We start from the raw sequence: 18,084 nt of genomic DNA on the forward strand, positions 1-18,084 counted from the left end.
GCCTGATGAACCTTCGCACAATCCTGATTCTCGGCGCCCTGAGCGCCTTCGGTCCTCTGGCCATCGACTTCTATCTGCCGGCGTTCCCGGCGATGGCGCTGGCCTTTGGCACCGATGAAAAACACGTTCAGCTGACCCTGGCGGCCTACTTCCTCGGCCTGTCCATCGGCCAGCTGGCCTACGGCCCGGTGGCCGACCGCTTCGGCCGGCGCATCCCGTTGCTGGCCGGGGTGGGGCTGTTCACCCTGGCGTCCCTGGCCTGTGCCTACGCGCCGAACCTGGAATGGCTGATCGGCGCGCGGTTCGTCCAGGCGCTCGGTGGCTGCGCGGGCATGGTGATTTCCCGGGCGGTGGTCAGCGACAAGTGCGATGCGGTGGGTTCGGCCAAGGTGTTTTCCCAGCTGATGCTGGTCATGGGCCTGGCGCCGATCCTGGCGCCGATGCTCGGCGGCCTGCTGGTGAATCTCTACGGCTGGCAGTCGATCTTCATCATGCTGACCCTGTTCAGTGCCCTGGCCGGCCTGGCGGTAGCCCTGGGCTTGCCGGAAAGCCTGCCGGCCCATGTGCCGCGCCAGCCGTTGTCCGGGGCCTTGCGCCAATACGGTCGGTTGCTGGCTGACCGGGTGTTCCTCGGCCATGCCCTGACCGGGGGCATCGCCATCGCCGGGATGTTCGCCTACATCGCCGGTTCGCCTTTTGTCTTCATCAAACTCTACGGTGTGCCGGCCGAGCATTTTGGCTGGTTCTTCGGGATCAACGCCGGCGGCTTCATCCTGGTGGCGCAGATCAATGCGCGGTTGCTGGCCAAGCGTGGCCCGGCCTTCCTGCTGGCACGCACGGTGTGGATCTACCTGTTGGGTGGCCTGGCCTTGCTCGCCGTCAGTTCGCTGCACCCGGCACAACTCTGGCCGCTGCTGGCACCGCTGTTCATTTGTATCGCCAGCCTGGGCTGCATCCTTCCCAATGCCTCGGCCTGCGCCATGAACGGTCAGGGCGCGCGGGCCGGCAGTGCTTCGGCGATGCTCGGCTGCCTGCAGTTCAGCGTGGCGGCCGGCGCCGCGGCGTTGGTGGGCGTGTTGCACGATGGCAGCGCCGTGCCGATGGCAACGGTCATCAGCCTGTGTGGGATTCTGGTGGTGACGCTGGCGATGGTCACCCGCAAATTGCAGAACGCCAGGGCGCTGCAAGCCGCCCAGCTGTAATCAGCCGGCGGCGCGTTGTTGGCTTTCGGGGAAGCGGTGGGGGGCTTGCAGACGCGTTTCCAGCGTATTGGCGAAGGCTCGGGCTTCGGCCTCGCTGCGGAAGGTCACCGCATGCTGGTCGAGTTGAACCTGCCATTGGGTGCCTTTGGATTTTGCCAATTCTTTTATCAGGATCTTCATTGCTGACCTCCTAGCGTAAAAGACTGCATTGCAAAGGCCCCCAGTGTAGACCCGAATACGGTCACAAGTATGACAAGGATCAACTCTCGGACTGACGGCATCCTGCCCCTTTTTAGCGCAGGCAGGACGCCATCCGCTCCCCGCCTCAGAAGCCTTCGAGCACGATCTTGCCCTTGGCCTTGCCGCTTTCCAGCAACGCGTGAGCGCGCCGCAGGTTGGCCGCGTTGATCGTGCCGAAGTGCTCGCCGAGGGTGGTCTTCAAGGTGCCGGCGTCGATCAGCTCGGCGACGCGATTGAGCAGCTTGTGCTGCTCCTGCATGTCCGCGGTTTCGAACAGCGAGCGGGTGTACATGAACTCCCAGTGCAGCGACAGGCTCTTGCGCTTGAGCTTGGTCACGTCGAGGGTTTGCGGATCGTCGATCAGCGCCAGTCGGCCCTGGGGCGCGAGGGCCTCGACCAGTTCATCCAGGTGCGCCTCGGTCTGGGTCAGGCTGGCGACATGGGTGACGCTGGCCTGGCCGGCTTTCTTCAACTCCTGGCTCAACGGCTGGCTATGGTCGATCACCAGGTCGGCGCCCAGCTCGCGTACCCAGCCCTGGGTTTCGGCGCGCGAGGCGCTGCCGATGACCTTGAGCCCGGTGAGCTGGCTGGCCAGTTGGGTGAGGATCGAACCGACGCCGCCGGCCGCGCCGACGATCAACAGGCTCTGCTGCCGATCGGCCTGGCCTTCGGCGATCTGCAGGCGTTCGAACAGCAGTTCCCAGGCGGTGATCGCGGTCAGCGGCAGGGCGGCGGCTTCGGCGAAGCCCAGGCTCTTGGGCATATGGCCGACGATGCGTTCGTCGACCACGTGCAGCTCGCTGTTGCCACCGGCGCGGGCGATCGAGCCGGCGTAGAACACCTTGTCACCGGCCTTGAACAGGCTGACGTCGCTGCCCACCGCCTTGACCACCCCGGCCACGTCCCAGCCCAGCACCTTGGCGGCGCCACCTTCAGGCTGGACGTTCTGGCGGACCTTGGTGTCCACCGGGTTGACCGAGATGGCTTTGACTTCCACCAGCAGGTCGCGGGGGCCGGCGAGCGGTTCCGGCAGTTCGATGTCTTGCAGGGACAGGGGATCGTCGATCGGCAGGGAGGCGTAGTAGGCGATAGCTTTCATGGTGGGGGTTCCTGATGAAGATGAAGGTTGGGTCAGAGGAGCAGCAGGCGCTTGAGCTCGAAGTGCTCGATCGCCTCGCGGGTCTGGTTGAGAAAATGCTGGAAGTGCGGTGTGGCGTTGTGAAACTCCAGGGCCGCCTCGTCATCCCAGCGTTCCAGTACATAGAAGGTGCCTGGGGCCTCGGCGTCCTGGTGCAGGTTGTAGTACTGGCAGCCGGCTTCTTCACGGCTCGGTTGTACCAGGGCGCTGAGTTCGCGCTTGAGCACGGCCTGCTGGCCGCTCTTGGCGACCAGGGTGGCGATGACGGTAAAGGCTTGCGACATAGGGAGTTCCTTCAAAGGCTGGTGTGACGAGCTGATATGACGGTAGGCCGATCATTGGTCATTTCCCCGGAAGATAAAACCGGCTAAAACAGCAGTCTCTTTCAATATTTTTTTGATAATGCCCGGTGAGCCAGATGCTGCGATTCGATGACCTGCAATTGTTCGTGCGCGCCGCCGACCTCGGCAGCCTGTCCGCCGCGGCGCGGGTCATGGACCTGTCGGCGGCGGTGGCCAGCGCGGCCCTCAAGCGTATCGAGCAGCAGCTCGGCGCCCGGCTGCTGGCGCGTTCGACCCGCAGCCTGCGCCTGACCGCCGAGGGCGAAGGGTTTCTCGAATACGCCCGCGCGGCCCTGAGCAACCTGGAGGAAGGCCGGCGCCTGCTGGCCAGCGGGCAGGATCAGGTCAGCGGCGTTCTCCAGCTGTCCGCGCCCTCGGATTTCGGCCGCAATCTGTTGCTGCCCTGGCTCGACCAGTTCCAGCTGGAACACCCCAAACTCACGCTGCGCCTGCTGCTGGGCGACCGTATCGCCGACCTGTTTCGCCAGCCGGTGGACATCGCCCTGCGTTACGGCGAACCGGAAGACTCCAGCCTGGTGGCCTTGCCGGTCGCGCCGCAGAACCGCCGGGTGCTGGTGGCCGCCCCCGAGTACCTGGCCCGCCACGGCGAGCCGCGTCAGCTGGAGCAATTGGCCCAGCACAATTGCCTGCTCTACATGCTCGGCAGCCGGGTGCATGACCATTGGAGTTTTCACGACGGCAAGCGCGAGGTCGGCCTGACGGTCAGCGGCGATCGTTTCAGCGACGACGCCGATGTGGTGCGCCTGTGGGCGGTGGCGGGGCGGGGTATCGCCTACAAATCCTGGCTCGACGTGGCGGCCGATGTGCTGGCCGGGCGGCTCAAGGTGCTGCTGCCGGAGCTGCGCTGCGAATGGGCACCGCTGAACCTGTTGTGCGCCCATCGGGCGCAACTGAGCAAACCGGTGAAGCTGCTGCGGGACATGTTGCAGGCGCGCTGCGCTGAAGTTTCCGCGCATTACCCCAAGCCAACCCACGCCGATCACTGACCCTGGCCAGCGGCGTCGTTGCCGGGTGCGGGCAGGTCGCATCCAGCACTGAGCGGCGGCGTCGATCTTGCACACTCGATTGCAGACCATTCAATCGGGGGGACGGGGCATGGCAAGTCAGGGATACAGTGCGGCAGAGCGTCTGGAGCGTTTGCCCATCAGCGGTTATCACCGGGTCATTTTCATCATCATCGCCCTGGCGTTTTTCTTCGACTCCATGGACCTGGCGATGATGACGTTCCTGCTCGGCTCGATCAAAGCCGAGTTCGGCCTGAGCACGGCCCAGGCCGGCCTGCTGGCCAGTTCGAGTTTCTTCGGCATGGTGGTCGGCGCGTCGCTGTCGGGCATGCTCGCCGACCGCTTCGGGCGCAAGCCGGTGTTCCAGTGGAGCATCGTGCTCTGGGGCATCGCCAGTTACCTGTGCTCCACGGCGCAGACGGTGGACAGCCTGACCCTGTTCCGGGTGCTGCTGGGGATCGGCATGGGCATGGAGTTTCCCATCGCCCAGTCGATGCTCTCGGAGATGATCCCGGCCAAGCGGCGCGGGCGCTATATCGCCTTGATGGACGGCTTCTGGCCGCTGGGTTTTGTCGCGGCGGGCGTACTTTCGTACTTCCTGCTGCCGCTGATCGGCTGGCGCGACATCTTCCTGGTCCTGGCGATCCCGGCGGTGTTCGTGCTGGCGATCCGTTTCTTCATCCCCGAGTCGCCGCGTTGGCTGGAGCAGGCCGGGCGGCACGCCGATGCCGACCAGGTGCTGCGGCGGATCGAGGATAAGGTCCGCGCCTCGTTGCAGCACGCGGACCTGCCCGAGCCGGTGCGCCTGCCGCGGGTGGAGAGCGTGCCGGGGCACTTCTTCTCGGCCTTGCGCGAGATCTGGTCGCCGCTCTATCGCCAACGCACGATGATGATCTGGAGTGTGTGGTTCTTTGCCCTGCTGGGTTTTTATGGCCTGACCTCGTGGCTCAGTGCCTTGTTGCAGCAATCGGGTTTCGCCGTGACCCAGTCGGTGTACTACACGGTGCTGATTTCCCTCGGCGGGATTCCCGGTTTCCTCATGGCCGCCTGGCTGGTGGAGCGCTGGGGGCGCAAGCCGGTGTGCGTGATCACCTTGCTGGGCGGTGGGGTCATGGCGTTCTTCTACGGGCAGAGTGCGGTGTTCGGCGGCAACGTGGCGTTGCTGATCAGCTCCGGCCTGTTGATGCAGTTCTTCCTGTTCGGCATGTGGGCGGTGCTCTACACCTATACGCCTGAGTTGTATCCCACCTCGGCGCGGGCTACCGGCTCCGGGTTCGCCTCGGCGGTGGGGCGCATCGGGTCGCTGCTCGGTCCTTTGGTGACCGGCGTGGTGTTCCCGATGACCGGGCAGGGTGGGGTGTTCGCCCTGGGCGCGCTGTGTTTCGCGGTCGCCGCGGCGGTGGTCTGGCTGTTCGGGATGGAGACCCGGGGCAAGACGCTGGAAGAGTTGAGCGAAGTCGGCGTTTGATCTGTAGCCGCTGCCGCAGGCTGCGATAAGGTTCGAAGAACCTTCCGAGGCCCTCAGGAGCGGCGCCCGCTTCGCGGTCGAGCGCAGCCTTCGGCAGCGGCTACAGGGGGATCGCGGGCAGGTTGCCCGCGATGGCGGTTTACGGCTTGACCAACCGCGCATCCAGGCTGTTCTGCGCCAGGCGTTTGGCCTGGTCCTGGGTCATGCCCAGGTGGGTGTACAGGGCGTGGAAGTTCTCGGTGACGTAGCCGCCGAAGTAGGCCGGGTCATCGGAGTTCACCGTGACCTTCACTCCACGCTCGAGCATCTCGAGGATGTTGTGCTGCGACATGTGATCGAACACGCAGAGCTTGGTGTTCGACAGCGGGCAGACGGTCAGCGGGATCTGCTCGTCGATGATGCGCTGCATCAGTCGCTCGTCCTCGAAGGCGCGCACGCCGTGGTCGATGCGCTGGATCTTCAGCAGGTCGAGGGCTTCCCAGATGTACTCGGGCGGGCCTTCTTCACCGGCGTGGGCGACCGTGAGGAAACCTTCGCTGCGGGCCCGATCGAACACCCGCTGGAACTTGCTCGGCGGGTGCCCCATTTCCGAACTGTCCAGGCCGACCGCGACAAAGGCTTCGCGGAACGGCAGCGCCTGGTCGAGGGTTTTCTGCGCTTCGTCTTCGCTCAGGTGCCGCAGGAAGCTGAGGATCAGGCCGCTGGTGATGCCCAGTTGCTGCTCGCCATCCTTGAGCGCACTGGCGATGCCGTTGAGCACCACTTCGAAAGGAATGCCGCGATCGGTGTGGGTCTGCGGATCGAAGAAGGGTTCGGTGTGGATGACGTTCTGCTCTTTGCAGCGCAGCAGGTAGGCCCAGGTCAGGTCGTAGAAATCCTGGGAGGTGCGCAGTACGTCCGCGCCCTGGTAGTACAGGTCGAGGAACTCTTGCAGGTTGTTGAAGGCATAAGCCTTGCGCAGGGTTTCCACATCGCTCCAGGGCAGGGCGATCTTGTTGCGTTCGGCCAGGGCGAACAGCAACTCGGGCTCCAGGGATCCTTCGAGGTGCAGGTGCAGTTCGGCCTTGGGCAAGGCGTTCAGCCAGTCGTACATGGGTGTGATCTCATCAGGTGCAGTCGAGCGCTGCGTGAACGTATTGCGCTCCATCATCCTGCGGCGAAAAGCCTACCGCAAGGTTCGATGACAGGCGCCGGCCCCGGGTTTCCCCAGGGCTGCGCGGGCGCGTCAGGTTCCAGTCGCGCCCATAAGGGCAGGCATTCTACAGGCGCACGCGGACTATTCGGCAAAACCTGACCAGCCGGGCGATCAGGACGCTTGCGGTTCCCGGCGATAGGCATAGGTATCGGCGAACCGCGACAAGAGGAATTCGGCGCAGGTGGTGACCGGGTACTTCGGCGGATGCCCGGCATCCTGGCAGCCGGGCAGACATTCGATGCGGGTATCCGGATGGGGTTCGGCGAAGAACGGCATCGAGTAGCGGTCCACCCCCAGCGGGCTGATCACCCGGTGCGGCGTCGACCGGTAACGGTCGTTGCTCCAGCGCGCCATCATGTCGCCGAGGTTGACCACGAAGGTGCCCTCGATGGGCGGGGCGTCGATCCACTGGCCCTGGACATTGCGCACCTGCAGGCCGCCGGCGCTGTCCTGGTAGAGCAGGGTGATGCAGCCGTAGTCGGTGTGGGCGCCGGCGCCTTGCTGTTCGTCGCTGCTGGCGGTGTGCCGCGGCGGGTAATGGATCAGGCGCAAGACGCTGACCGGCTCCTTGAAGCGGCGGTCGAAAAAATCGCGCTCGATGCCCAGGGCCAGGGTCATGGCCCGCAACAGGGTCTGGGCCAGGGCCTGCATGTCCAGGTAGTGCTGCTCCATCAGGGTTTCCCAGCCGGCGATATCCGGGTGCCGGTTGCTGCCGCGCAACGGTTTTTCCGCGAGCACCTCGGGATGGTCGGCCGGCAGGTGCAGGCCCATGTCGAAGGTTTCCTTGAGGTCGCTTGGCTTGTCCGGGTCCAGCTGCTCGGTGGCGATCGCGCCATAGCCGCGATGGTGGCGGGTCTGGGTGATATCGATCTTGAGTTTCTCGGCGGCCGGCAGGGCGAAGAAATGCCGGGCGGCGTCGAGCAACTGGCCGATGCGCCCGGAGGTGATCGGGTGGCCCTTGATATAGAAGAACCCCCACTCGCGGCAGGCACGGTCGATCTGCTGGGCGACGCTGTTCCAGCCTTGGGCGTCGCCGCCGTAGAGCGGGCTGATGTCGATGATTGGCAGCTGGTTCATATAAATGCTCTCAAGGTATCCATTGCCCTGTAGCCGCTGCCGCAGGCTGCGATCGATCTGGGCGGCACTCCGACGAAGGGGGCGTGCTCTGGAGATCGAGCAAAGGTCCTTCGGAACTTAGTGCAGCCCGCGACAGCGGCTACCGGCGAGTCATTTCGGAATGTCGGCCTTCATGCCTTCCACGTAATAGTTCATCGACGCGAGCTCTGCATTGCTGGCGCTGACCCCGGCGGCGAGTTTTTCCACGCCGGCCTGATCCTTGATCGGCCCGGTGAACGGATGGAAGGCGCCGCTCTTGATGTCGGCGATGATCTGCTCGGCCTCACGCTTGACGTCGGCCGGTACCAGGTCGCTGATCGGCAGTTCGACCGTGCCTTCCTTCAGGCCGCCCCAGTAGTCCTGGGATTTCCAACTGTGGTCGAGCACGCCCTGGGTGGCCTGGATGTAGTGCGGGCCCCAGTTGTTGACGATGGAGGTCAGCACCGCTTTCGGGCCGAAGTGGGCCATGTCCGAGGCGTAGCCCACGGCGTACACGCCACGGCGCTCGGCGGCCTGGATCGGCGCCGGGCTGTCGGTGTGCTGGAAGATCACGTCGGCGCCCTGGTCGATCAGGGCGTTGGCGGCGTCGGCTTCCTTGCCCGGGTCGAACCAGGAGTTGACCCACACCACCTTGATCTCGGTGCCCGGGTTGTATTTGTTCAGGGCCAGCTGGATGGCGTTGATGTCGCGGATCACTTCCGGGATCGGGAAGGAGGCGATGTAGCCGACCTTCTTGCTCTTGGTCATCTTCGCCGCGAGGAAACCGCCGACGTAGCGACCTTCATAGGTGCGGGCCAGGTAGGTGCCGAGGTTCTTGTCCTGCTTGTAGCCGGTGGCGTGTTCGAAGGTGGTTTTGGGAAACTGCTTGGCGACTTTCAGGGTCGGGTTCATGTAGCCGAAGGAGGTGGTGAAAATCAGGTCGTACTTATCCTTGGCCATGTTGCGGATCACCCGCTCGGCGTCGGCGCCTTCGGCGACGTTCTCCACGTAGTTGGTCTTGATCTGCTCGCCGAACTTCTCCACCAGCGCCAGGCGCCCCTGTTCATGCTGATAGGTCCAGCCGTGGTCGCCGATTGGGCCGATATAGACGAAGCCGACCTTCAACGGATCGGCGGCGCTGGCGCCCAGTGAGACACTCAGGCCGATGGCCGCGGTGAGGGCGCACAGCAGTTTTTGCAACGGACGTTTATGCATGAATCCGGACTCCATTTTGTTGTGGGGCGTGGCTGGGCTCTAAGGCTTGAATGGCTCAATGCAAATAGCTGACCAACAGGACAACAAATTCTTCGGGACCAGGGTGAGGCCTTCGCGGGCAAGCCTCGCGCCTGCAGAGGCTGCATGATCCTGTGGGCGCGAGGCTTGCCGGCGAAGAGGCCCGCCGGATCACCAAAGGCTCATCCCGGTGCACCCTCGCCCATCAACGCCATTGACTGGTGCACTAAGGTGTAACGAAACGTTAGTGACTTCAGGCAGTCTTTAGCTCATCTCTTTCTGCTCGATTTATCCGGTCAAAGGACTGCAATGTTCACTTCACTCAAGCAAGAAAGTTTTCTGTTGCTGGCGCTGCTCGCGGCGCTGGTTGCCTATCCGCTGGAGCATGCGCTGCTCAACGGCGGCCAGGGCGTGGCGCTGATCTCCGGGTTGGTGCTGATCGGTTTTATCGTCGCGGCCTCGATGCGCGTCGCCCATCACGCCGAGCTGCTGGCGGAGAAGGTCGGCGACCCCTACGGCACCATGATCCTGACCCTCGCCGCGGTCCTGGTGGAGGTGGTGATCCTGGCGATCATGATGAGCAACGAGGCCTCGCCGACCCTGGTGCGCGACACCATCTATTCGGCGGTGATGCTCGACATCAACGGCATCCTCGGCCTGGCCGCGCTGATGGGCGGGATCAAGCATGGCGAGCAGGCCTACAACGACGACTCGGCGCGTTCCTACAGTGTGATGATCCTCACCGCCATGGGCGTGTCGATGGTGGTGCCGGAGTTCATTCCCGAGTCGAAGTGGAAGCTCTACTCGGCCTTCACCATTGGCGCGATGGTGCTGTTGTACACCCTGTTCCTGCGCATGCAGGTCGGCGCCCACAGCTACTTCTTCAGCTACAGCTACCCGGAAAAACGCCGCAAGAAAGAACCGACGGAGGATCAGCCGGCGCCTGTCAGCCTGGCGTTTTCCATCGCTACCCTGGTGTTCGGCGTGGTACTGATCGGCGCCTTGGCGGAGGTGATGTCCAAGACCCTCGACCTGGGGCTGGAAGGCACGGGCGCGCCGCCGGTGATCACGGCGATCCTGGTGGCGGCGATTTCCGCGGCGCCGGAAATCCTCACCGCTCTGCGCGCAGCGCTGGCCAATCGCATGCAGTCGGTGGTCAACATTGCGTTGGGCGCGTCGTTGTCGACGGTGATCCTGACGGTGCCGGTGATGGAGGCCATGGCGCTCTACACCGGCCAGCCGTTCCAGATGGCGATGACCCCGGTGCAGACGGTGATGATCTTCATCACCCTGATCGTCAGCGCGATCAACCTCAACGACGGTGAGACCAATGCCATCGAAGGCATGACCCACTTCGTGCTGTTCGCGACCTTCATCATGTTGTCGCTGTTGGGTCTTTGAGGAGCATCGCGAGCAAGCTCGCTCCTACATCCGGCGTGATTCATTCTGGAAATGATCGGGACCGGTTCCCTGTAGGAGCGAGCTTGCTCGCGATAACGCCGGATCAGGCGCCGCCGATCAACTTCCGCGCCGCCTGGCTGTGATCGGCAATCAAGCCCTTCAGATCCAGGCCCTCGACCTGCCCGTCGATCACCCGCCACTGGCCGCCGACCATCACCCGGTCCGCCCGATCCGCGCCGCACAGCAGCAACGCCGACAACGGATCATGGCTGCCGGAGAAGCGCAGCTCATCGAGCTTGAACAGCGCCAGGTCGGCCTGCTTGCCCACGGCCAGCTCGCCGATATCGCTGCGCCCCAGCAGCCGTGCCGAACCCTGGGTGGCCCAGCCCAGCACCAACTCCGGGGTGATCTTTTCGGCGCCGTAGCGCAGGCGCTGCAGGTACAGGGCCTGACGGGTTTCGAGAATCATGTTGGAGGCGTCGTTCGAGGCCGAGCCATCCACCCCCAGGCCGACGGGCGCGCCGGCGTCGGTCAGTTCCAGGGTCGGGCAGATGCCCGAGGCCAGGCGCATGTTGGAGCTCGGGCAATGGCAGATGCCGGTCCCGGCGGCGCCGAGGCGGGCGATTTCATCCGGGTTGAAATGGATGCCGTGGGCCAGCCAGGTCCGCGGGCCGAGCCAGCCGACGCTGTCCAGGTAGTCCACGGTGCGCAGGCCGAAACGTTGCAGGCAGAAGTCTTCCTCGTCGAGGGTTTCCGCCAGGTGGGTGTGCAGGCGCACGTCGAGTTTTGCCGCCAGCTCGGCGCTGGCCGCCATGATCTCCGGGGTTACCGAGAACGGCGAGCAGGGCGCCAGGGCGATCTGGATCTGCGCGCCGGCGCCGCGTTCGTGGTACTCGGCGATCAGCCGCTGGCTGTCGGCGAGAATCACCTCGCCCTGTTGCACGGTCTGCTGCGGCGGCAGGCCGCCATCCGCTTCGCCGAGGCTCATGGAGCCGCGGGTGAGCATGGCGCGCATGCCCAGTTCGCGCACGCTGGCCACCTGCACGTCGATGGCGTTTTCCAGGCCTTCGGGGAACAGGTAGTGGTGGTCGGCGGCGGCGGTGCAGCCGGACAGCAGCAGTTCGGCCAGCGCCACTTTACTGGCCAGGGCGAGTTGCTCCGGGGTCAGCCGGGCCCAGACCGGGTACAGGGTTTTCAGCCAGGGGAACAGCGGCTGGTTGACCACCGGCGCCCAGGCGCGGGTCAGGGTCTGATAGAAGTGGTGATGGGTGTTGATCAGCCCCGGCAGCAGCACATGCTCGCGGGCATCGAAGACCTGTGCGCAGGGCTGGGCGGGTTGCTGGCCGGCGCCGAGCACTTCGACGATCAGGCCGTCTTGCAGCACCAGGCCGCCACGGGCGTCGAGGGCATTGCCAGTGAAAATGGCGAGGGGATTCTTTAACCAGGTACGGGTCGCAGGCATGGTGGCCGGCTCCTCTGAAAGTGGGTTCAGGTTAGCCAGCTCAGTGTTGCCCTGTCTGCTGATCCAGGGGCGTCAGGATCGACGCGGGGTGCAGTTTACGGCGAGACCGCGTTGCGGTCTATCGCCGGCCAGCTCGTATTCCGTAGGCGCAAGGCTAGCCCGCGATGACGTCCTGTAGCCGCTGCCGAAGGCTGCGTTCGACCACGCAGTGGGCGCTGCGATGTTGGCCGCGGCTACAGGTGCAGGCTTACCAGGGAATGGTTTCGCCCTTGTAGTTGACGAAATGGTGCCCGCCCTTGCCGGTATAGGCATTGATCTGCTCGATCAGGCCGCGGGTGCTGGTCTCGACGTCGATGTCCGCGCCTTCGCCGCCCATGTCGGTCTTCACCCAGCCCGGGTGCAGCGACAGCACGGTGAGCTTCTGCTCGAGCTGGGTCACGAAGCTGTTGGTCATGGAGTTCAGCGCCGCCTTGCTCGCCTTGTACAGCGCCAGCTCCGGCGCGTCGGGCATGGTCACGCTGCCCAGCACCGAACTCATGAACGCCAGCACGCCGCTGTCCGGACGGATCTGCGGGGCGAAACGCTGGGCCAGGTTGATCGGCGCCACCGCGTTGGTGAAGAACAGCTGGCCGACTTCCGCCAGGGTCGCCTTGCCCGGCGTCTGGTCGTCCGGCCCCTTGACCCCGGCGTTGACGAACAGCAGGTCGAACACTTCGCCTTTGAGCTTCTGGTTCAGGGCGATCACCGCCTGCTGGTCGTCCATGTCCAGTTGCTCGATACGGACCGGTCCCAGGGCCTTGAGCGCCTCGGCTTTTTGCGGGTTGCGCACGGTGGCGGTGACCTGCCAGCCATCGTCCAGCAGACGTTGCACCAGGCCCAGGCCCAGGCCTCTGGAGGCGCCGATGATCAGTGCGGTTTTTGGCGTAGACATGCGGGGATTCCTTGATGAGTGAAGATCATGGATTTAATGGACAACGCTGGCCGAGCCGTTGTCGCAGCTCCTGGCGCAACTCGCCCAGTTCGCTGATGCGGGTCTCGATCAGGAGCAGTTTGTCTTGCAGCAGTTGAGTCACGGCGCTGTCCGGATCGCTGGCATGCCAGATCGCGGCAACGCTGTTGCCGATCTCGCCGCGGCTGACGGCGCAGGCCGGGCAAGTTCACCGAGGCGCATGCTGGCGTCTCGGAAGGGCTTGACCCTGGAGCATACTCCAGGCTTTAGCTTGTGTGCTCCTTGAATATCCGGAGCGATCCTTTATGTGGAGCACAGCGCAATACCGTCAATTGGTGCGGGCCAGCGGTTGGTACGACCTGATCGTCACCGCCGCCTTTGTCACCCCCTGGAGCTTTCTCGCCCTGCACGGCCTGATGCAGCAGTGGAGCCGGGCCCTCGACCTGCCCGGCGCACTGCCGCCGTTCGAGCCCATGCATATGCTGATGGTCAACCTGATGGGCTCGATCGTCTGCGTGTGGTCGGTGCTGCGCATCCGCGATCCGCAGTTGGCCTTCGGACGCTGCGACGCCGCCGGCCGGCTGCTGTTCGCCACCTGGCAGATCTACGCCCTGGCCCAGGGCGGCACGGCCTTGATCGGCGTGATCCTGTTTTTCGAGCTGGCTTGGGCGGTGGCGCAGTTGTGGCCGATCCGTGGTGAACCGCGTGCGATTCCTGGCGTGGCCTGAAGCATCGTCGCACGGCTGGCTCCTACAGGGGCAGGAGCCGGCAGCTCGACGATGGCGTCGCAGCGAATGCAGGGGATGAGCAAGGCCGCCCAGAATCCGATCCACTGGACGTCTGCCGCAGTCAGTCCTTTCCGGCGCGGGCTAATCGAACTGCAGCGCATTGGTCAGGTCGCCCATGGGTGGCTGGTCCCGGGCGGCCATGGCCTCGTCACGCAGTTTCAGGCCATCGAGCTTTTCCAGGTCGAAGACCCGGGTCACCAGGCGCAGGATCGATGCCGTGTCATACACCGTGTGATCCACCGTTCCCTTGCGGGCGAAGGGCGACACCACCAGGGCCGGAATGCGGCTGCCCGGGCCCCAGCGATCACCCTTGGGCGGGGCCACGTGGTCCCACCAGCCGCCGTTCTCGTCGACCGTGACAATCAGCACCATGTTGTTCCACTGCGGACTGTCCTGCAGGGTCTTGATCGCGTGGACCAGATGGCGGTCGCCCGCGGCGACATCGGCGTACCCGGCATGCATGTTGAGGTTGCCCTGGGGCTTGTAGAAACTCACGCTCGGCAGCTTGCCGGCCAGGGCGTCGGCGAAGAACCGATTCGTCGACGGGTCGTCGCCCAGGCCGCCGTCGCGCAGGCGCCTGGCGCGTTCGCCGGGGTGCTCCGGGCCTTGCTGGCGGAAGTAGTTGAAGGGTTGGTGGTGGTACTGGAAGTTGGGGATTTTCGGGATCGCACTCGAGCCGCTGAACTCATCCAGGGTGGCCTGCCAGCCACCGGCGTACCAGGCCCAGTCGATGTTCCTTTGCGACAGCTTGTCGCCGATGTGCTCGTGGTGTTGCGCAACCAGCACGAAGGGCAGGTCCGGTTTGGAATAGTCCGGCCGTTGTGGGTCGCGTTGCCAGGTCGGCCAGTAGGGCGGGGCGAAGGTGTTGACCGCGTAACCGTCCGGGGTGAGTGCGCAGGGGCCGAACTGGGCGGGGCCGTCCATGGCGCTGGCGGGCGAGTCGGCCAGGGGTTTGAGCCGTGGGTCGCTGGGGTCGTCGCTGTGCAGGCTGGCGATCTGCGCCTTGGCCACCGAGTTGCGGGCGTTCGGATAGTGCGGCACCGCCGCCGAGATCAGGTATTGATGGTTCAGGTATGAACCGCCAAAGGCGCCCTGGAAGAAGTTGTCGCAGAGCACGAACTGCCGCGCGATATCCCACAGGCGAAGGGTATAGCGGCTTTGCCTGTAGTGCCCCATGGTCAGGCCGCCGGAGTCGGACCAGGCGGCGAACCGGTCATTCATGCCACCGTTGATCTGCATCTGGTTCTGGAAGAATTCGTGGGACAAATCGCGGGTCACCAGGCTCAGCGGCAGGTCCTCGGCATTCGGGCCTTTGAGGGCGAACGGCGCGTTCGGCAGGTCCTGCTGAAATGGCACGCCAGCCGGGTAGGTCACGCCATCCACGGTCTGCGGTCCCAGATGCAGGGTGCCGCCCCAGACCGGGGGCAGGATTCGCAGCAGGCTGCCGTCGCGGTCGCGCTGCTGGTAAGCGGCGGGCTCGAGGCTGGAAAGAGGCTGTTCGAGGCCGGGGAAATCGGCGAACAGGTTGTTGAAACTACGGTTCTCGGCATAGATCACCACCACCGTCTTGACGTGGTTGCGCAGTGCCCTGTCCAGCTCGGCAGCGGACAGGGGGCGCTTGACCGGTGCCTGGGGCGCATCGCTGTTGGGCGTGCAGCCGCTGAGCGCGGCGCCGGCACCCAGTACCGCGGCACCGGCGAGAAAGTGGCGACGGCGGGGATCGATCGGGGTTTCAGGGTCGTTGTGGTTCATTACAGGTCTTCCACCTAAGTTGCAGGGCATCCGTTCATGGCGCGTTGGAACTCATGCCGCCAGGCGGCTGGCGTCATGAATGCCGCGCCAGCTATCGAGCGGACGCGAGGAGGGAGCGCGGCGCTGAGGTCGGCCATGGGTGAGTCGCCGAATGCTTGAAATCCATCTGCTATGAGGGAGGCCCCGGACGGGGCCTCCCTGGTTAGCCAGAGAGATCAGAACTTGTAAACGAAGCTGGCGGTGTAGGTACGCGGAGCGGAAGGGAACACCAGGGTCGAGTCGAACAGGTTGGCGGAAGTGAAGTACTTCTCGTTGAACAGGTTGTTGACGGTAAACAGCGCTTCCCAGGACTTTTCGGAGTAGCCCACCGAGCCGTTCCACACGGTGTAGTCAGGCAGCTTGATCTGCTTCTGGTTGTCCGCCCATTGCTCGTCTACCCAGGTGAAGCCCAGGCTGGCGTTCACACGGCCACCCCAAGGGGTCGGCTGGGTGTAATTGCCATACAGGCTGGTTACCCATTCCGGTACGCCGCCACGATCGTATTCGCCGCCCAGCACCTGGCCGGTCGGGTCGAAGAAGCGGAAGCCATAGAGTTGCGACGGATCCAGGCCATAGGCTTGGGCGACAGCGGCGGTATTGAGCACGGTGAAAGGCTGCCCTTTCTCGCGCACCTTCTGTTTGGTCGCCGAGGCGGTCATGGAGAAGTTCTGGTTGAGCATCCAGCGCAATTCACCTTCGTACCCCTTGCCGTTGACCAGCACGGTGCTGCCGTTTTGCGAGTCGCGGTAGGTCTTCTCCTGGTCGTAGTAGGCCAGCGCGGCGTAGACGTTGCCGTTCTCGCTGTTGTACTTGATGCCGTACTCGCGCAGTTTCGAGTCCTGCAGGTAGTTGCCGCTGGAGACGTCCGACGCCGTTACGCCACCCGCCTGGTTGGCCGACAGCGCGGTCGACTCGGCGTAGGTGAAGTAAGGGATGAACCCCCACGGTGTCTTGTACGAGAGGCTGGCGCTGAACGAGTCAGTGGTGTTGTGGTTGGTGGCTTTGTCCGGACGCCCGTCGCCATTGGCATCGCCGACCAGATCGCCATTGGTGGCCTGGGCCTTCTCTTTGGCCTTGGCGTCGTAGTAGTCGAAGCGATAGCCCAGCAGCAGGTTCCAGTTCTGCCAGTTCATGTCGGACAGCATGAACGCGCCGGTGTTTTTGGTGATGGATGCGCTCTGGGTATTGAAGTTGCGTCGGTACATGCCGGGGGCAATCTCGACGTTGCCGGTATGGCCGATGTCGAAGCTGTCGTCCGGTGTCGGCCCGACATTCAGGTCGCGGCGGTCGAGGATCTCATCGAGGTAGGACTCTCGGTCGATGGCGCTGTAGTAGCGATAGTTGACGCCGACGACGTTGGACGTGCTGACCTCTCCGATCTGCAGCGGGAAGCTCAGGCTGACCTTGTCTTCCCAGGTGTAGGCGTCGTAGTCGGCGGTGAAGCCATAGCTGGTGTATTTGTTGTGGTCCAGGGAGTCGTAGAAGAACTGGTTCTTGAGCTCCATGTCATTGTCCAGCGACCAGATAAGGTCGAAGTACGCCGTGGCGGCCTTGCTTTCGCCCTTGTCCTTCTTGTCGGTGAACACCTTGTTGCGGTCGAGCTTGGTGGTCCCGGGGTTGCTCAGTGCCGCGTTCGGGTCTTTCGGGTCGAAGAAGCAGTTGCTGTAGTTCAGGCAGAAAACGTCCAGCTTGGAGTTGCCGCTGCCTGGTGGAAAACCGACGCCCGGGCTGATGTTGTTGCGTACATCGTCAGGGAACAGCACATCGCCCCTTGAGCTCATCTTGGACGGCGCGCCGGTGATGTAGGTGTCGTGGTCGATCAGGTCCTGGGTGACCCGGTTCCATCCAGGGTTCTGGATGCGTTTGGCTTTCAGGTACTGGCCGCCGAACTCGGTCCGCAGGTTGTCGGTGAGGTCCATGTCGAAGGCGATCTGGCCGATGGTCGACTTGGGTTCGACGTTGTCGAAGTAGCTTTTCGAGTCCTCCTGCTCGAAGAAGCCATAGACGCCACCCTGGCGGCCACCCAGCTCAAAGGGCGAGCCGCCTTCGGCGGTGGTGATGTACTGGTCATAGGAGCCCACGGTCACACCGAATTGCCCGGTAGGTTTTTCGATGAACTTGGAGGTTGCCGACTTCGAGGATTTCGGGTTGAAGTTCATGTAGCCGCCGACCTTGCCGGCGCCGTAGATGGGCGAAACCGGGCCACGCACGATATCGACCGAACTGGCGGCGCGGATCGGCGTTGCATAGTTGCCAGGGTTCTCTACCCGCTTGAAACCCCGGAAGTAGTTATCCGCGGCATCGCCACGCAGGCTCAGCGCTCCCGGCACCCCGAAGAAGGAGCTGGTGTAGGCTCCCGGGGCGAGGCGAACCAGGTCGTTGATATCGCGCAAGCCGTAGTTTTCGATCAGGTCGGACGACACATCCGACACCGAGCGCGGGGTTTCGGCGATGGACTTGCCCAGGCCGAAAACGCTCTTCACCGGCTGGCTGGGCATGATGCCCATGGTGTCTTCGACACTCTCCTTGAGAATGTAGTCCTCAAGTTCGACTGTCTCTTTCTGATCCTCGGCCATGGCCTGTCCGCCGAGAATCTGCACAGCAGCCGCAACTGCCAGGGCCAGTTTTTGCGGGTGACGCCAGTTATATGTACCCATGGAACACTCCCCTACTACATTTGCTTTTATGTAAAAGTTGTTGAACGACAGGCGAGTGCGTACAGGCAGAAACACAAGGTGTTCCTGCCGTACTTGCAC

The 18,084-nt window shown here is 64.0% G+C and carries 15 protein-coding genes and 1 pseudogene; 5 read left to right on the forward strand and 11 right to left on the reverse strand.

What is annotated here, in order from left to right; translation table 11 throughout:
• Window positions 1-5 precede the first annotated feature (5 nt).
• Complete coding sequence (locus BM019_RS29380; protein ID WP_009042015.1) at window positions 6-1,202, forward strand: multidrug effflux MFS transporter; 1,197 nt, start codon at window positions 6-8, stop codon at window positions 1,200-1,202.
• On the opposite strand, the gene BM019_RS29385 is transcribed toward BM019_RS29380, so the two are convergent.
• From BM019_RS29385 to BM019_RS29395, 3 genes are all read right to left on the reverse strand, one after another.
• Entirely contained in the window at window positions 1,203-1,382 is a 180-nt protein-coding gene (locus BM019_RS29385) for a hypothetical protein (RefSeq protein ID WP_007923286.1), read from the reverse strand.
• 145 nt (window positions 1,383-1,527) lie between these two features.
• Window positions 1,528-2,541, reverse strand: coding sequence for a zinc-binding alcohol dehydrogenase family protein (locus BM019_RS29390; RefSeq protein WP_092422451.1), 1,014 nt, complete (start codon window positions 2,539-2,541; stop codon window positions 1,528-1,530).
• A gap of 32 nt (window positions 2,542-2,573) precedes the next feature.
• Window positions 2,574-2,864, reverse strand: coding sequence for a putative quinol monooxygenase (locus BM019_RS29395; protein WP_062823760.1), 291 nt, complete (start codon window positions 2,862-2,864; stop codon window positions 2,574-2,576).
• A gap of 134 nt (window positions 2,865-2,998) precedes the next feature.
• Here BM019_RS29395 and BM019_RS29400 point away from each other — a divergent pair, with 134 nt between their 5' ends.
• Window positions 2,999-3,928, forward strand: coding sequence for a LysR family transcriptional regulator (locus tag BM019_RS29400; protein ID WP_062826218.1), 930 nt, complete (start codon window positions 2,999-3,001; stop codon window positions 3,926-3,928).
• 109 nt (window positions 3,929-4,037) lie between these two features.
• Window positions 4,038-5,414 carry an MFS transporter gene (locus BM019_RS29405; RefSeq protein WP_092422453.1) on the forward strand — a complete coding sequence of 459 codons (1,377 nt, stop codon included), beginning with the start codon at window positions 4,038-4,040 and terminating at the stop codon, window positions 5,412-5,414.
• A 139-nt stretch (window positions 5,415-5,553) separates the two neighbouring features.
• Here the strand turns inward: BM019_RS29405 and BM019_RS29410 are convergent, their stop codons facing one another.
• The 3 genes from BM019_RS29410 to BM019_RS29420 form a co-directional block, all read right to left on the reverse strand.
• Window positions 5,554-6,507, reverse strand: coding sequence for an adenosine deaminase (locus tag BM019_RS29410; RefSeq protein ID WP_007923280.1), 954 nt, complete (start codon window positions 6,505-6,507; stop codon window positions 5,554-5,556).
• A gap of 213 nt (window positions 6,508-6,720) precedes the next feature.
• Entirely contained in the window at window positions 6,721-7,686 is a 966-nt protein-coding gene (locus tag BM019_RS29415) for a 2-oxoglutarate and iron-dependent oxygenase domain-containing protein (protein WP_092422455.1), read from the reverse strand.
• 150 nt (window positions 7,687-7,836) lie between these two features.
• Window positions 7,837-8,919 (reverse strand): BMP family ABC transporter substrate-binding protein, encoded by a 1,083-nt coding sequence (locus BM019_RS29420; protein WP_092422458.1) that lies wholly within the window; start codon window positions 8,917-8,919, stop codon window positions 7,837-7,839.
• Between the two features lie 327 nt (window positions 8,920-9,246).
• Between BM019_RS29420 and BM019_RS29425 the strand changes: the two genes are divergently transcribed.
• Entirely contained in the window at window positions 9,247-10,338 is a 1,092-nt protein-coding gene (locus tag BM019_RS29425; RefSeq protein WP_009042023.1) for a calcium:cation antiporter, read from the forward strand.
• A 103-nt stretch (window positions 10,339-10,441) separates the two neighbouring features.
• Here the strand turns inward: BM019_RS29425 and BM019_RS29430 are convergent, their stop codons facing one another.
• From BM019_RS29430 to BM019_RS29440, 3 genes and pseudogenes are all read right to left on the reverse strand, one after another.
• On the reverse strand, window positions 10,442-11,800 hold the full coding sequence (locus BM019_RS29430; protein ID WP_092422461.1) for an 8-oxoguanine deaminase: 1,359 nt from the start codon (window positions 11,798-11,800) through the stop codon (window positions 10,442-10,444).
• Window positions 11,801-12,047: 247 nt separating this feature from the next.
• Window positions 12,048-12,731, reverse strand: a complete 684-nt coding sequence (locus tag BM019_RS29435) for an SDR family oxidoreductase (protein ID WP_009042025.1) — start codon at window positions 12,729-12,731, stop codon at window positions 12,048-12,050.
• 25 nt (window positions 12,732-12,756) lie between these two features.
• A pseudogene (locus BM019_RS29440) lies at window positions 12,757-12,930 on the reverse strand (MerR family transcriptional regulator); the annotation flags it as partial.
• A 124-nt stretch (window positions 12,931-13,054) separates the two neighbouring features.
• Between BM019_RS29440 and BM019_RS29445 the strand changes: the two are divergent.
• Window positions 13,055-13,477 carry a hypothetical protein gene (locus tag BM019_RS29445; RefSeq protein WP_092422464.1) on the forward strand — a complete coding sequence of 141 codons (423 nt, stop codon included), beginning with the start codon at window positions 13,055-13,057 and terminating at the stop codon, window positions 13,475-13,477.
• 141 nt (window positions 13,478-13,618) lie between these two features.
• On the opposite strand, the gene acpA is transcribed toward BM019_RS29445, so the two are convergent.
• The gene (acpA, locus tag BM019_RS29450) at window positions 13,619-15,289 is read right to left on the reverse strand and encodes an acid phosphatase (protein WP_092422467.1); all 1,671 of its coding nucleotides are present in this window, start codon (window positions 15,287-15,289) and stop codon (window positions 13,619-13,621) included.
• A gap of 215 nt (window positions 15,290-15,504) precedes the next feature.
• Window positions 15,505-17,985, reverse strand: a complete 2,481-nt coding sequence (locus BM019_RS29455; protein WP_175510762.1) for a TonB-dependent siderophore receptor — start codon at window positions 17,983-17,985, stop codon at window positions 15,505-15,507.
• Between the last annotated feature and the right edge of the window lie 99 nt (window positions 17,986-18,084).

The sequence above is a fragment of the Pseudomonas sp. NFPP07 genome, assembly GCF_900115645.1.
Lineage (GTDB): Bacteria > Pseudomonadota > Gammaproteobacteria > Pseudomonadales > Pseudomonadaceae > Aquipseudomonas > Aquipseudomonas chlororaphis.